This is a genomic window from Niastella sp. sgz303648 (genome assembly GCF_059587045.1).
The window spans coordinates 98,977-112,997 of sequence record NZ_JCAPSW010000007.1 but is presented as its reverse complement, the minus strand read 5'-3'; the positions used below and the strand labels follow the sequence as shown (position 1 = coordinate 112,997).

The following is a 14,021-nucleotide window of genomic DNA, read 5'->3' as shown; positions in this document are numbered from 1 at the left end:
ATTTGATAATTAGATAATGTGCTAATGCTGGAACTGGTATGCCTTTCATTAGCAAATTAGCACATTGGCTAATTAGCTAATTATATTCTTGGTTTCCACGGAATTTCCTCAATATTCATCTGATAACCGGTATAACGGGCAAGAACAAACAAATAATCACTCAGCCGGTTCAGGTATTTTATAATGATTTGCTCCACCTCTTCATGCTCCTGTTCGAGCCGTACACAACAACGTTCGGCACGGCGGCAAACACAACGGGTTATGTGTAATTGCGACAGTATGGGGTGACCGCCGGGTAAAATAAAACTTTTCATGGGTGCAATGGATTCGTTCATGCGGTCCATTTCCTTTTCAAGCAGGGTAACATCCTCTTCTTTCAGATCGGGTATGCGCAGTTTGGGTTCTTTAACGGGGTCACAGGCAAGTGAAGCATTCATGGTGAACAGGCGGTCCTGAATTTCCTGTAATAGCTTTTGAGCGGTTTCATCGGTAAGCAAATCTTTACATAAACCGATCCAGGAACTTAATTCGTCTACAGTACCGTAAGCCTCGATGCGTAAACTCGATTTGGGAACTTTTGTTCCGCCGATCAGTGAGGTAGAACCTTTGTCACCGGTTTTGGTATATATTTTTTGTGCCATTTGTTCGTGAATAGTGAATGGTCAATGGTGAATCTTTAATCCGTGCCACGGTTCCCTGTGCGATGTAAACGAACCGTGGCACGGCAATACAGTAACCGTTTTAAACAGTGACCAACAGTTCCGAACGCTGCTTATCGCTTTCAATCAGTCCGTCGCGCAAACGTACTATTCGGTTGGCATAATGGGCAATGTCTTCTTCATGGGTTACCAGCACCACCGTATTACCAGCTGCCTGTATTTCGCTGAATATGTCCATGATCTCTTTCGAGGTTTTGGTATCGAGGTTACCTGTAGGCTCATCGGCCAGTATTATTGATGGATTATTGACCAATGCACGGGCAATGGCTACACGCTGACATTGACCGCCCGACAGCTCATTGGGTTTATGATGACTTCTTTCTTCGAGTCCTACTTTTTTTATCACTTCCATTGCCATTTCGGTACGCTGTTTACGCGAGGTGCCGGCATATACCAGCGGCAGGGCCACGTTTTCGAGAGCGGTAAGCCGGGGCAGCAGGTTGAACTGCTGAAATACAAACCCTATTTCTTTATTGCGTACATCGGCCAGGTCGTCGTCGGGCATTTTGCTTACATCTTTTCCATTCAAAACATACCGGCCCGCTGAAGGCGAATCGAGGCAACCCAGAATGTTCATGAGGGTACTTTTTCCCGAGCCCGAAGGTCCCATCAGGGCCACATACTCATTTTTTAAGATGTCAAGGTCAATTCCTTTCAGTACCTGCAATGGCTCTTTACCCATAAAGTAACTCTTGCGGATCCCTTCGAGATGAATCATTGAATTCATAGAAAAAGTTTATTCCTGTTTTTTAATCACTTTGGGTACTTTAAAAAATACGCCATCGGTATCAGGGGCATTTTTCAGCGCTTCCTCGCGGGTAACAGAACCCTGTACCACATCTTCGCGCAACACATTCACGGCATCTGTCATATGTAACAGCGGTTCAACCCCTTCGGTATTTAATTCATTCAGTTTGTCGACAAAATGAATCATTCGTTGCAGGTCTTTCTTAATTATTTCTTTTTCCTGATCATTAAACTGCAGGCGGGCCAGGTTGGCCAGGTTCTGAACCAATGCGTCATTTACTTCCATGTGAACAAAAATAATGAAAAACACCAGTTCCCGGTTCCCGGTTTCAGGCAACCGGCAATTGGGAGCTGGTAACCGGTAACTGGTAAGCGGTAGCTAGTAACCGGAATCTGGTAACAGGTATCCGGTAACTGGTAACCGGCAACTGGTAACCGGTAACCGGCAAAAGACAATGGGTAATTGGTAAAGAACTTTTTAGGGCTTTAACAGTTTGAATATCTTTTCGGGAGTTTGCCTATAAAGAACTACAAACCGCAAACCATAAACTACAAACTCTTCTTATCTTCGCCGTCCTTATGCAAAGTGCTAACAAAGAGATAGTCATGGGCGGCATTCGTCCCACCGGTTTTTTACACCTGGGCAATTATTTTGGGGCGTTGCGCAATTTCGTGCGGATGCAGGACGAGTATATCTGCTTTTTTATGCTGGCCGACCTGCACTCGTTAACCACCCATCCTGATACAAAAGAGTTGAAGGCCAATGTGCTTCGTGTACTATCAGAACATATAGCCTGCGGTCTTGATCCCGAAAAGGTGGCATTGTTCTGTCAAAGCCATGTGTACGAAACATCCGAGCTATATCTTTTCCTGAACATGCTGGCCTATGTAGGAGAGCTGGAAAGAACCGCCTCCTTCAAAGATAAAATAAGGCTGCAGCCGCAAAACGTAAATGCCGGTTTGCTTACCTATCCGGTACTGCAGGCTGCTGATATTTTATTACACCGTGCCAAACTGGTTCCGGTAGGTAAAGACCAGGAGCAGCACCTTGAAATGTCGCGTCAGTTTGCAAACCGATTCAATCACCGCTATGGCGAAGTATTTCCCGAACCGGTTGCCTTTAATTTTGGCAGCGAACTGGTAAAAGTGCCCAGCCTCGATGGCGCCGGTAAAATGAGCAAAAGCGAAAATCAATACGCTACATTATACCTCAGTGACCCCGATGACCTGATCCGTAAAAAGGTAATGAAGGCGCTTACCGATCAGGGGCCTTCAGCACCCAATACTCCCAAACCCGATTACATCGAGAACCTGTTTTTGCTGATGAAGCTGGTAAGTGCGCCGGATGTGGTGAAAAAATTTGAAGAGGATTATAACAATTGTACTATCAGGTACGGCGATATGAAAAAACAGCTGGCCGAGGATATGGTACGCTTTATTGCCCCCATTCGTGAAAAAACAGAAGCGATTCAGCAGGATACGGCATACCTTAAAAAAGTGATGATACAGGGGGCCGAAAAAGCACGTGCCAGCGCCCAGGCTACACTTACCATAGTTCGCCAGGCAATGGGTTTGAATTATTATTAAAAAACGGGGTAGAACCGGTTGAATACCGGAAAGAATTAATATCTTAAATTTTTCATTCCATTCCCCTTCAACAAGGGCGTGGGTCAGGGATATAGAACTCTACAATAATGGCAAAACTTAAGAAACCGAAGCATATTGCTGTAGCGGGTAATATCGGCGCTGGAAAAACTACGCTTACAGAGCTGCTCAGCAAACATTATCGCTGGATACCCCAGTTCGAAGATGTTGATCATAATCCATACCTCTTCGACTTTTATGAAGATATGCCGCGGTGGAGCTTCAACCTGCAGATTTATTTTTTAAACAGCCGCCTGCGACAACTGAACGATATTCATCGTGGTACTGAAACCGTAATACAGGACAGAACCATTTATGAAGATGCTTATATATTCGCGCCCAACCTGCACGAAATGGGACTGATGAGCAAACGCGATTTTGATAACTATTTCATGTTCTTTGAAACGCTTAAAACCATGGTGCAGCCGCCCGACATGCTCATATACCTGAAAGCATCGGTACCCACCCTGGTGGCGCAAATTCAAAAACGCGGACGCGAGTATGAAGAGAATATCCGCCTCGATTACCTGAAACGCCTCAACGATTTTTATAATAAATGGATCGATGGCTATAAAGAAGGCAACCTGCTGGTAATAGATATCGATAAAAATAAATTCCCCGAAAACGAAGAGCACCTTGGTGACATCATTCGCAAGATAGATTCGCAGTTATATGGACTGTTTTAAATTTTAAGCAGGCTGTATTTATTGCGCACGGTAATTGGCATAATCTTCCAAAGCTTTCATGTCACCGGCAATCTTTTTTAGCCATTCATCCTGCTTTGGTTTATTGCGCGAATAATCTGTTTCCTGATCGTATTGGGTTTGCACCTGGCGGTGCTCCTTCATTACATTTTCATACAACAGGTTTAAATCGGTACTGGCTGTTTTGGCATTGAAATGATAGCCCTTCATTACCTTATTTAATTTTCGCGCATAAATTTCAGCCAAATCAAAATGCCCCTGTTCGTGTGTGAGCACATCGCTGTTTTTTATACGAACCCATGAACGGTTTTTATCGAAGTTGCATTTGATGGTATATTTAAAGCCATTATCATCGTAGCCGAATTCAATATTTATATTACTGCTGGTAAGCGCGGCATTGGAAGAATTGGGATCGGGGTTGCCTTTAAAATCATCCCAGATAAGTTTTCGCGAAACGCTCCACGGAATCAGGTTGTTCGTTTGTGTAACGGTGATAAATAGTAGTACAAAACAAAAAATGGCTTTACTCATATGCGAAATTCCCCCTTTCTGGTTTTTAGTGGCGAATGCAGGGAATGGTATCAGCAACAACAGCAACTTACTATAATTCGGCTGAAAGATTTTCCTAAAATTTAGAAAAAGGGTGTAAAAATAAAAGGTTGTCCCGTACTCTGAGACAACCCTTTCTATGGCAAAGTAATCGTTGAGACCTAAAGCTTTTAAAAAAAGTGAACTAATATCACTAAAATAATTGAGAATAAATCAAAAAACAGCAATTATATTTTTGGCCCGGCTGCCAGCACTTCTGCCGATACACCCGAGGCATATTTTTCAAAATTGGTTATGAACTGCTTAGCCAGATTTTCACAGGCCTTGTCATACGCTGCTTTATCGGCCCAGGTATTTCGCGGATTTAAAATGCTATCCGGCACACCGGGGCAGCTTACAGGAACTGCTATACCAAAAACGGGATGCGCTTCAAATTGAACCTCGTTGAGGTCGCCTTCCAGTGCAGCGCTGATCATAGCGCGGGTATACGCCAGTTTCATACGGCTGCCGGTTCCATAGCCGCCACCCGTCCAGCCGGTATTTACCAGCCATACTTTTACGTTATGCTTTTTAAGTTTATCGCCCAGCATAGCGGCATATTGTCCGGGGTGAAGGGGCAAAAAGGGAGCACCGAAACAGGCGCTGAAGGTTGATTTGGGTTCTGTAACTCCGGCTTCGGTTCCGGCCACCTTGGCCGTATAGCCCGAAATAAACTGGTACATGGCCTGCTCAGGAGTTAATTTTGAAACCGGTGGCAATACACCCGAAGCATCACAGGTTAAAAAGAAAATGTTTTCCGGTATACCACCCATTGACGGTTCAACCGCATTGCCGATGTAATGTAAAGGGTACGATACACGTGTATTTTCTGTAACTGCTTTGCTGGCAAAATCAATAACGTTGGTGCCATCATGAAATAGGGTATTTTCAACCAATGCACCGGGTCTGATAGCCTGATAAATCGCCGGTTCTTTTTCAGGGCTCAGGTCGATGCACTTGGCATAACAACCGCCTTCAAAATTAAAAACACCCTGTTCATTCCAGCCATGCTCATCATCGCCAATCAGTTTACGATTGGGGTCGGCGCTTAAGGTGGTTTTGCCGGTTCCGCTTAAACCAAAGAATAAAGCTGTATCGCCATTGCGGCCCAGGTTGGCCGAACAGTGCATGCTCAGTACGCCTTTGTCGTGCGGCAAAATATAATTCAGTATCGAAAAGATGCCTTTTTTAATTTCACCGGTATAGCCGCTTCCTGCAATTAAAATGGTGCGGTGTTTAAAACTTATTACTGCTGCATTGTGTTGGCGGATGCCACATTCCTTTGCATCTAACTTTAAACCGGGCGCTGCAAGTATATGCCAGTCGGGCCTGAAATTTTCCAGTTCCTCTTCTTCCGGCCGTAAAAACATATTATAGGCAAACAGGTTGCTCCAGGGGTTGTCGTTAATTACGCGTATGTTTAAGCGATAGCGCGGTTCGGCGCAGGCATAAGAATCGCGCATCCATAGTTCAGGTTGGGCGTTCAGATGGTCAACAATTTTACGATGAATGCAGTGATAATATTTTTCTTCAATGGGAATATTAAACTCATTCCAGTGAATTGAGTTTTCTGTGATCTCATCTTTTACAATGAACTTATCTTTTGGACTACGACCTGTAAATTCTCCGGTTTTTATTACCAGTGCACCGGTATTGTTCAGTACACCCTGGTTTAATCGCAATGTATCATTTACCAGTTCTTCGGGCAGTAACTGATAATGTAACGTGTTGTTCAATTGAAGCCCCAGCTCCTCAAGCATTTTGGTTGGAATCGCAATAGTAGATACTGACATACAAGCGTTCGTTTGTTTTAGACGTCAAAGATATAATTAAAATTTGTCTAACCCAACGGGTGCCAGCGCTCCATTATTGAACGTATTTCAAAAAATATGTGGAATTATTTAAAAATATCTAACTAACATATGTTAGGGTAAAAGGCGATTGATCGCTGTTCAATTTTTTATGAATGCCGCCTAAAACCGGTATTTATTTGTTAATTGATCCTAATCCATTTTATTAGCATAGATGCGGAAATTTGACCCCAAACCCATTGGCTAAGCCCTTTATTGGTTTTAATTGCCTATTGCCCATTGCCTATTGCCTATTGTTCATATTTTTACGGGATCATATTCAATGTATTATAAACCTCGAACATGAAATATCATTTGCTCAACGCCCAGATTTTTATACAGAACCGGAAGCGTTTTATTGCCAGAATGGAAAAAAACTCGATCGCCATTTTCAACAGCAACGACGAGTTGCCAACCAATGGCGATGCCCTTCACCGGTTTAAACAAAACTCAGATCTGTATTGGCTATCGGGCATTGATCAGGAAGATACTATGGTGATCCTTTTTCCCGATAACCCCGATCCCAAATACCGCGAAATACTGGTATTGGTTCGTCCTAATGAAATGAAAGAAAAATGGGATGGGAAAAGATTGCGTGCCGAAGAAGCCAAAAAAATTTCAGGTATTCAATCCGTGGTATGGTTAGACAGCATCGATGCGCCGCTGCAGGGCTGGATACATCTTGCAGATACAATATACCTGAACACCAATGAAAATGATCGCAAATCGAATTATGTTCCGGTGCGCGATTACCGCTATGTTGAGGCCATGAAACAGCGTTACCCGCTGCACCAGTATAAACGAAGCGCCCGCATTATGAAAGACCTTCGTGCCATAAAAACGCCGCAGGAAGTAGAAGTAATGCAGCAGGCAATAGATATTACCCACAATACGTTTGTTCGTTTGCTTAAATTCATTAAGCCCGGTGTAATGGAATATGAAATTGAGGCTGAAATATGGCATTCGTTTTTGTCGCAACGGGCAACCGGACCAGCTTATTCAAGCATCATAGCCAGCGGCGATCGCGCCCGCATTCTGCACTATGTGTTCAACAATGATGAATGTAAAGATGGTGAACTGGTGCTCATGGATTTTGGAGCAGAATATGGCGGATATTGCGCCGATTTAACACGCACGGTGCCGGTAAGTGGAAAATTCACGAAGCGTCAGAGAGAAGTGTACAATGGCTGCCTTCGCCTGCACGATTATGCGAAAAGTATTCTGAAGCCTGGCATCAGCATTCTTGATTATACCGATAAAGTAGGGGAGGAAGCCACTAAAGTATTTGTAAAACTGGGACTGCTGAACCAGCAGGATGTAAAGAACGAGGATAAAGATAACCGGGCATATCGCAGGTATTTGTATCATGGCATTTCGCATCATCTTGGTATCGATGTGCACGATCTGGGCACGCGTAACGAACCCATTAAACCGGGTATGGTGTTTACCGTAGAGCCGGGCATTTATATCGAAGAAGAACAAATGGGCATACGTATCGAAAACAACGTATGGATCACCAAAACCGGTAACAAAGATCTGATGGCAAAAATTCCCATCAAACCCGAAGAAATAGAAGCGATAATGAAGAAGTAGTATTCCAATTAGCTAATGTGCTAATTTGAAAATTTGAAAATGCAAATACCTTTATGTTAGAATAGATGGGTTTTATAATTTTCAAATTCTCAAATCCTCAAATTTTCAAATTAAATTATGAAACATATTCCGAACCTGTTCACTCTTATAAACTTATTCTTCGGTTGCATTGCTATTATTTATATACTTCAAAACGGAATTATTATAGTAAGTGATGATTCGGGACAAATGCTTGAAATTCCCGAAAAAATATGGCTGGGTTCATTATTTATAGGCCTGGCTGCTGTAGTTGATTTTTTAGATGGATTTGTTGCCCGCCTGTTCAAGGCTACATCGGCGTTGGGCAAACAACTCGATTCGCTGGCCGACCTGGTAAGTTTTGGCGTTGCACCCGGTTTAATTGTTTACCAGTTTTTGCGGTTGAGCTATTCTGCCGAGCCCAATGGTATCGAAGTGCCTCTTTTATGGCTTTTGCCTGCATTGATAATTCCCTGCGCTGCGGCTTACCGCCTCGGACGGTTTAACCTCGATGATTCGCAGCAATATGGTTTTAAAGGCGTACCAACGCCTGCCGCCGGTTTGTTGATAGCCTCGTTTCCCCTTATATACTGGTATTCAAACAGTGAGAATGCGTTTAAACTAATGCATAACAAATGGATGTGGTATGCGATTATCACATTGATAAGCTACCTGATGGTAAGCACACTGCCGCTGATGGCGTTGAAATTCAAAAATTTTTCGGTAAAAAGCAATCTGCCCAAACTTATTTTGCTGCTGGCAGCAATAATAGCAGGTATATTATTAAAATGGCTGGCTGTTCCGGTTGTGTTTATTATCTACATCATCTTATCTTTGGCCTTCAAAAATAAAACCACATGACCTATACAGTTCAGGTGAAGGTAATGCCATTAAAAGAATTACTCGATCCGCAGGGAAAAGCCGTAATGGGAGGATTGCAAAACCTTGGTTTAGGCAATATTCAGGATGTACGCATTGGTAAAAATATAACCCTTCAGGTAGAAGCCGGCTCACCCGATCAGGCAAAAGCAATTGCCGAAGAAGCTTCAAAAAAATTACTCGCCAATCCGGTGATGGAATATTTCGAAATCTCGATTAATTAATGTGTTAATTGGATAATTAGCTAATGTGCTAATATAATGCCTGCAGTTTGCGGCTTGCTTAAGCAGGTAAAATAGGGAAATGTTCTGTAGGTAGCAGCTCTTGTTAACATAAATAAAATGTTATGCAAAAAGAACTGTTTGAGCAAAATCCCATTTTAAAGCTTTCTTTTGACTTTTCATTGATGATAATAGATTATTGTGAAAAACTGCAGGTCAATAGAAAGTTTGTAATTGCCAACCAGATGTTAAGGTCTGGAACTTCTATTGGTGCAAATGCCATAGAAGCGCAAAATGCAGAAAGCAAAGCTGATTTTATTCATAAAATGAAAATCGCAGCAAAGGAAGCCGATGAAACGCAGTACTGGCTTATGTTGTGTGATTATGCACAAAATTATCCTGAGAGCAAAGAATTAATGAAGAAACTTGAAGAAATCCAAAAGGTGCTGACAAAGATTTTGTGTACTGCAAAAAACATCAACAAATTCTCACATTAGCATATTAGCACATTATCAAATTAGCACATTCGCATTATGCTTTATTTAGTTCCCACGCCAATAGGCAATTTGCAGGATATTACACTGAGGGCACTGGAGGTGCTAAAGAACGTTGATCTGATATTGGCCGAAGATACTCGTACGAGTAGTAAGTTATTAAATCACTATAGCATTAATCGTCCGCTTTCGGCTTATCATCAGCATAATGAGCACCAGGTGCTGCAACATCTCATAAATCAGTTGCTCGAAGGCAAAAACATAGCCGTTATATCTGATGCCGGCACGCCCGGCATTTCAGATGCTGCCTTTTTATTGGTACGCGAATGTGTTAAAACGGGTGTAAAGGTTGAGTGTTTGCCGGGCGCAACTGCTTTTGTGCCTGCTCTTGTAAACAGCGGTTTACCCATGACCCGGTTTGTGTTTGAAGGATTCCTGCCGTTAAAAAAGGGGCGGCAAACCCTGTTGAAAAAGCTGGCCGAAGAAGACCGCACAATGATATTTTATGAATCGCCTCACCGGCTGGTAAAAACGCTACAGGAATTTATACAATATTTCGGTGCCGACCGGTTGTGCAGCGTTAGCCGCGAATTGACCAAGATGTTTGAAGAAAATGCCCATGGCACCCTGCAACAACTTGTTGAACATTTTCAGCAAAAAGAAGTAAAAGGAGAAATTGTATTGGTAGTTGGAGGTAAGGAATGAAATCAGAAGTATGAACTGTGAAGCGAGGAACTGAAGTCCGAAATCGGCTATCGGAAGTCAGAAGAACCCGGTAATTATATCATTACTATTGATTATATCCGCCTTCCGGTTTCACTCATCGGACTTCAGACATCGGACCTCAGATTTCAGATTTTATGTTTTTCTTTTCATAACCCGGTTTGAAATTTGCACTTTAACTCAAACTCTAAATCAATTTTAGGTATGAAAAAAATACTTTATTACTGTCTGGCTTTTGCATTTGTTTTAACAATATATAATCCAGCTGACGCTCAGGTACGTAAGGTGCCTGCAGAAGTAACCGAAACCTTTCGGAAAAAATATCCCATGGCCACCAATATTGAATGGCGCGACAGGTTAAGCGGTTTTACTGCTTCCTTCGATTTAGACAATACTCACTACGAGGCCAAATTCACCAATAAAGGTCTTTGGCAGGGTACCGAAAATAAAATAGCAGAAGCTGATATACCTGCTGCTGTAAAAGATGGCTTCGATAAAAGTAAATATGCCGCCGAATGGAACATAAAAGAGGTATATAAAATAATTTCACACGAAGAAAAAATTACCTATCGCCTGCAAATTCAAAAAAACGATATTCAAAAAAAGAACCTGTTATATAGCAACGAAGGCAGGTTGATAAAAGATAATATCACGTTGTAATAGCCGTGAAGCGGCAAACGACAAACGTGAAACGAAAGAAATCCCCGGTAGTCATGCAGCACTACCGGGGATTTTTATGTGAAGTATTTTATAAGAACCCTTCCTTACTTTCCTTTTTTGCCTAAATGAATTTGTAAGCCTATTCCAAAATTGAAATCATTCGATTTGGTGGTATTTTCAGGACTTTGGAACAAGGGCGTGCTGTAAGTGGCTGTATTTTTTAACCAGGTATAGCGATAGTTAACAAAGTATTGCAATGCTATATGTTCGTTTAAAAAATGAGAATACCCTATGCCGCCACCAGCGTTCCAGCCAGAGGTTTTATATTTGGCATTACCGGTAATATCATTGGCACCATAATGAGATTCAACTTTTCCCTTGCCGGGCATGGTGTTTATTCCCCCAAAAATATTTATCCATGGCATACCTTTTGACCCCGGGTTACCAAAATATTTTCTTATTTCAGGATCGAACGACAAAGGGAAATAATGGGCTTTGATTATTGCTGACGCCCCCAATTGCGGGTCATAAGATTGATCTCCTTTACTGTGGGTGTATCCTATGCCAATGGTGCCGCCTATAGCAAGATTGTCTTTTATAAAGTAAAGAGCTGTAGGTCCCGCTTCAATCGATAACTTCTTCGTTTCATTGGTTGTAAAATAGCCGCCGTTATATTTATCTTTCGAATCGTTTTTCCCCCAGCCTGCGCTGCCAATATTTACCCCCACCAGCCAGTGACCTTTTTGTGTTTGCGAATACGTGAGCTGTGCCAGTGATAAATAGAAAATAATGCTAATGAAATGTTTCATTGAAAATGGTTTTTGGTTAATGAGCGAAAATAGAATGCTGCTTGTTAAAATCAAATGAATTTGATCGGAAAAGAATAGCCTTTGATAAAAAGGCATGCTGTTATTGATCGTATACACCACTTATGTATGAAACAAAATGGTCATTTTTGATTTTTTGCTACCTTCCGTGCCGGAATTAATTCATAAAAAAACTCATGAATGATGCGTAAAAAGTTTTATGCGCTGGTATTAGCAGTTTTTTCCGTGGTGGCATTGTGCGCGCAACCCGACAGGTGGCAGCAACACGTGAAGTATACAATGGACATTTCGATGAACGTTACCACTAACCGTTTTACGGGTAAACAACGGTTAGAATACACCAATAATTCACCCGATACCCTCAAAAAAGTATTTTATCATTTATACTGGAACGCCTTTCAGCCTAACAGTATGATGGATAACCGCAGCCGGGTATTGGGCCAGAAAGTGATCAACGACCGGCAGGACTGGGACCCGCGTGTGCGCGACCGCATTTCGCATTTGAAAGAAGATGAGATCGGTTACCAGAAAGTACTTACACTTAAAATGAATGGCGTACCCCAAAAATATATTGTACGCGAAACCATTTTGGAAGTGCCGCTTACCCAACCCATTTTGCCCAAAGCAAAAGTGGTTTTTGATATGGACTTTGAAGCGCAGGTACCCCTGCAGGTTCGCCGCAGCGGTCGCGATAACCCCAAAACCGGCGTACGTTTTTCAATGAGCCAGTGGTATCCCAAACTGTGCGAGTACGATTACGAGGGCTGGCATCCTACACCCTATGTTGCCCGTGAATTTTATGGTGTTTGGGGCGATTATGAAGTGAATATCACCATCGACAAAAAATATATGATCGGCGGAACGGGGTATTTGCAAAATGCCAGTCAGATAGGCTTTGGCTACGAAGACCCCGGCACCAAAGTAGTACAGCCGGCCGGTTCAACACTTACCTGGCACTTTGTAGCCCCCAATGTACATGACTTTATGTGGGCTGCTGATCCCCATTATGTGCATCTTACCCGCAACATTGCCAATGGCCCCCTCATACACGTTATTTATAACCGCGATACCGCGCTGTTAAAACAACAGTATGATGAATTGCCCGAAAACGATAAAAAAAGTTACAATTATAGTGTAGCGACATATATTCAGAACTTCGACGATCAGTGGAAGCGGATTGCCGATGCAGCGGTTATTGTATTACCTTTTATTGAAAAGAAGTTCGGCGCTTATCCGTATAAACAATATACGTTTATCCATGGCGGTGATGGCGGTATGGAATACCCCATGAGCACGCTCATTGTTGGGCCCAGTGTAAGCACCGCTTTTCATGAATGGATGCACAGCTGGTACCAGATGATGCTGGGCACCAATGAATCGGAATATGCCTGGATGGATGAAGGTTTCACCAGTTATGCCGCATCACTGGTTACCAATTATTATTTAACGGTTTCCAATACTACGCTGCCACAGCAGAACACGGCCGGTACAGGGCCCCGTAAAAAAGTACTGGTTGATTCGCTGGCCGGCAGCCATAGTTATTTAGGTAGAACCAATCCGCACGACGATGCCTATGATAATTATTTTGGCCTGGTGGCCAGCAGGCTCGAGGAGCCATTAACCACCCATGCCGATCACTTTGAAACCAATTTCGCGTACAGCATTGCTTCTTATTCAAAAGGAGAAGTGTTTCTTGAACAACTCGGTTATATTGTTGGCGCTCAGGTTCGTGATAAAATTTTGATGGAATATTATAACCAGTGGCGCTTTAAACATCCAAACGTAAACGACTTTATACGCGTAGCCGAAAAGCAAAGCGATATAAAGTTAGACTGGTACCGCGAGTATTTTGTGAATACGACCAAAACCATTGATTATGGTATCGACAGTTTGTGGGAAGATGGCGGTAAAACAAAGATCAGAGTGAAAAGGATCGGCAATATGCCCATGCCTGTGGATGTACTGATACAGTTCAAAGATGGAAGCAAACTGATGGCCTATGTGCCCATGTACCTGATGTTTGGCGAAAAACCTGTTGAAGACGCTTCAATTCCGCGCAACGTATATGAACCCTGGAAGTGGACGCATCCGCAATATACCTTTGAGATCAACAGAAGAATAACCGAACTGAAAGTGATCGAAATCGATCCTTCGATGCGAATGGCCGATGTAGACAGAAAGAATAATAAGCTGGATATACCCTGGTAGACCGAAAGTCGGAAAGTCCGGAAGTCCGAAAGAAAAAATACGCCTTAGCGAAAATCTTTCCGACTTCCGGTCTAACAAAAGAAAAGCCGTTCAGTTAAGAACGGCTTTCGAGGAAATAAGGTTATTGAGTAATACAAGCACAGGGA

General features: G+C 42.6%; 15 protein-coding genes. 9 read left to right on the top strand and 6 right to left on the bottom strand.

The annotated features are described in order from the left end of the window. Positions 1-80 precede the first annotated feature (80 nt). The 3 genes from AC59IL_RS20915 to gatC all read right to left on the bottom strand — a co-directional run bounded on the left by AC59IL_RS20915 (position 81) and on the right by gatC (position 1,752). Positions 81-641: a cob(I)yrinic acid a,c-diamide adenosyltransferase gene (locus AC59IL_RS20915; RefSeq protein WP_496554142.1), complete on the bottom strand. Its 561-nt coding sequence runs from the start codon at positions 639-641 to the stop codon at positions 81-83. 100 nt (positions 642-741) lie between these two features. Next, entirely contained in the window at positions 742-1,446 is a 705-nt protein-coding gene (locus tag AC59IL_RS20910; RefSeq protein ID WP_496554141.1) for an ABC transporter ATP-binding protein, read from the bottom strand. Positions 1,447-1,455: 9 nt separating this feature from the next. After that, positions 1,456-1,752: an Asp-tRNA(Asn)/Glu-tRNA(Gln) amidotransferase subunit GatC gene (gene gatC / locus AC59IL_RS20905; protein WP_496554140.1), complete on the bottom strand. Its 297-nt coding sequence runs from the start codon at positions 1,750-1,752 to the stop codon at positions 1,456-1,458. Positions 1,753-2,045: 293 nt separating this feature from the next. Here gatC and trpS point away from each other — a divergent pair, with 293 nt between their 5' ends. Beyond that, the gene (trpS, locus tag AC59IL_RS20900; protein ID WP_496554139.1) at positions 2,046-3,053 is read left to right on the top strand and encodes a tryptophan--tRNA ligase; all 1,008 of its coding nucleotides are present in this window, start codon (positions 2,046-2,048) and stop codon (positions 3,051-3,053) included. A gap of 107 nt (positions 3,054-3,160) precedes the next feature. Then, a complete protein-coding gene (locus tag AC59IL_RS20895) occupies positions 3,161-3,796 on the top strand; it encodes a deoxynucleoside kinase (protein ID WP_496554138.1) in 636 nt (211 codons plus the stop codon). Between the two features lie 18 nt (positions 3,797-3,814). Here AC59IL_RS20895 and AC59IL_RS20890 read toward each other — a convergent pair whose 3' ends face one another. Beyond that, positions 3,815-4,345, bottom strand: a complete 531-nt coding sequence (locus AC59IL_RS20890) for a DUF922 domain-containing protein (RefSeq protein ID WP_496554137.1) — start codon at positions 4,343-4,345, stop codon at positions 3,815-3,817. Positions 4,346-4,590: 245 nt separating this feature from the next. After that, complete coding sequence (pckA, locus tag AC59IL_RS20885) at positions 4,591-6,195, bottom strand: phosphoenolpyruvate carboxykinase (ATP) (RefSeq protein ID WP_496554136.1); 1,605 nt, start codon at positions 6,193-6,195, stop codon at positions 4,591-4,593. Positions 6,196-6,555: 360 nt separating this feature from the next. On the opposite strand from pckA, the gene AC59IL_RS20880 reads away from it, so the two are divergent. The 6 genes from AC59IL_RS20880 (at position 6,556) to AC59IL_RS20855 (ending at position 10,840) form a co-directional block, all read left to right on the top strand. Next, a complete protein-coding gene (locus tag AC59IL_RS20880) occupies positions 6,556-7,845 on the top strand; it encodes an aminopeptidase P N-terminal domain-containing protein (RefSeq protein ID WP_496554135.1) in 1,290 nt (429 codons plus the stop codon). Positions 7,846-7,962: 117 nt separating this feature from the next. Further along, positions 7,963-8,724 (top strand): CDP-alcohol phosphatidyltransferase family protein, encoded by a 762-nt coding sequence (locus tag AC59IL_RS20875; RefSeq protein WP_496554134.1) that lies wholly within the window; start codon positions 7,963-7,965, stop codon positions 8,722-8,724. After that, a complete protein-coding gene (gene purS / locus AC59IL_RS20870) occupies positions 8,721-8,966 on the top strand; it encodes a phosphoribosylformylglycinamidine synthase subunit PurS (protein ID WP_496554133.1) in 246 nt (81 codons plus the stop codon). Before AC59IL_RS20875 ends, purS begins: the two co-directional genes overlap by 4 nt. A gap of 122 nt (positions 8,967-9,088) precedes the next feature. Further along, positions 9,089-9,460 carry a four helix bundle protein gene (locus tag AC59IL_RS20865; RefSeq protein ID WP_496554132.1) on the top strand — a complete coding sequence of 124 codons (372 nt, stop codon included), beginning with the start codon at positions 9,089-9,091 and terminating at the stop codon, positions 9,458-9,460. Positions 9,461-9,496: 36 nt separating this feature from the next. Beyond that, positions 9,497-10,162, top strand: a complete 666-nt coding sequence (rsmI, locus tag AC59IL_RS20860; RefSeq protein ID WP_496554131.1) for a 16S rRNA (cytidine(1402)-2'-O)-methyltransferase — start codon at positions 9,497-9,499, stop codon at positions 10,160-10,162. Positions 10,163-10,384: 222 nt separating this feature from the next. After that, the gene (locus tag AC59IL_RS20855; RefSeq protein ID WP_496554130.1) at positions 10,385-10,840 is read left to right on the top strand and encodes a PepSY-like domain-containing protein; all 456 of its coding nucleotides are present in this window, start codon (positions 10,385-10,387) and stop codon (positions 10,838-10,840) included. 104 nt (positions 10,841-10,944) lie between these two features. Here the strand turns inward: AC59IL_RS20855 and AC59IL_RS20850 are convergent, their stop codons facing one another. After that, positions 10,945-11,649 (bottom strand): porin family protein, encoded by a 705-nt coding sequence (locus tag AC59IL_RS20850; RefSeq protein ID WP_496554129.1) that lies wholly within the window; start codon positions 11,647-11,649, stop codon positions 10,945-10,947. Between the two features lie 198 nt (positions 11,650-11,847). Between AC59IL_RS20850 and AC59IL_RS20845 the strand changes: the two genes are divergently transcribed. Continuing rightward, the gene (locus AC59IL_RS20845) at positions 11,848-13,875 is read left to right on the top strand and encodes a M1 family metallopeptidase (RefSeq protein WP_496554128.1); all 2,028 of its coding nucleotides are present in this window, start codon (positions 11,848-11,850) and stop codon (positions 13,873-13,875) included. The last annotated feature ends 146 nt before the right edge of the window (positions 13,876-14,021 follow it).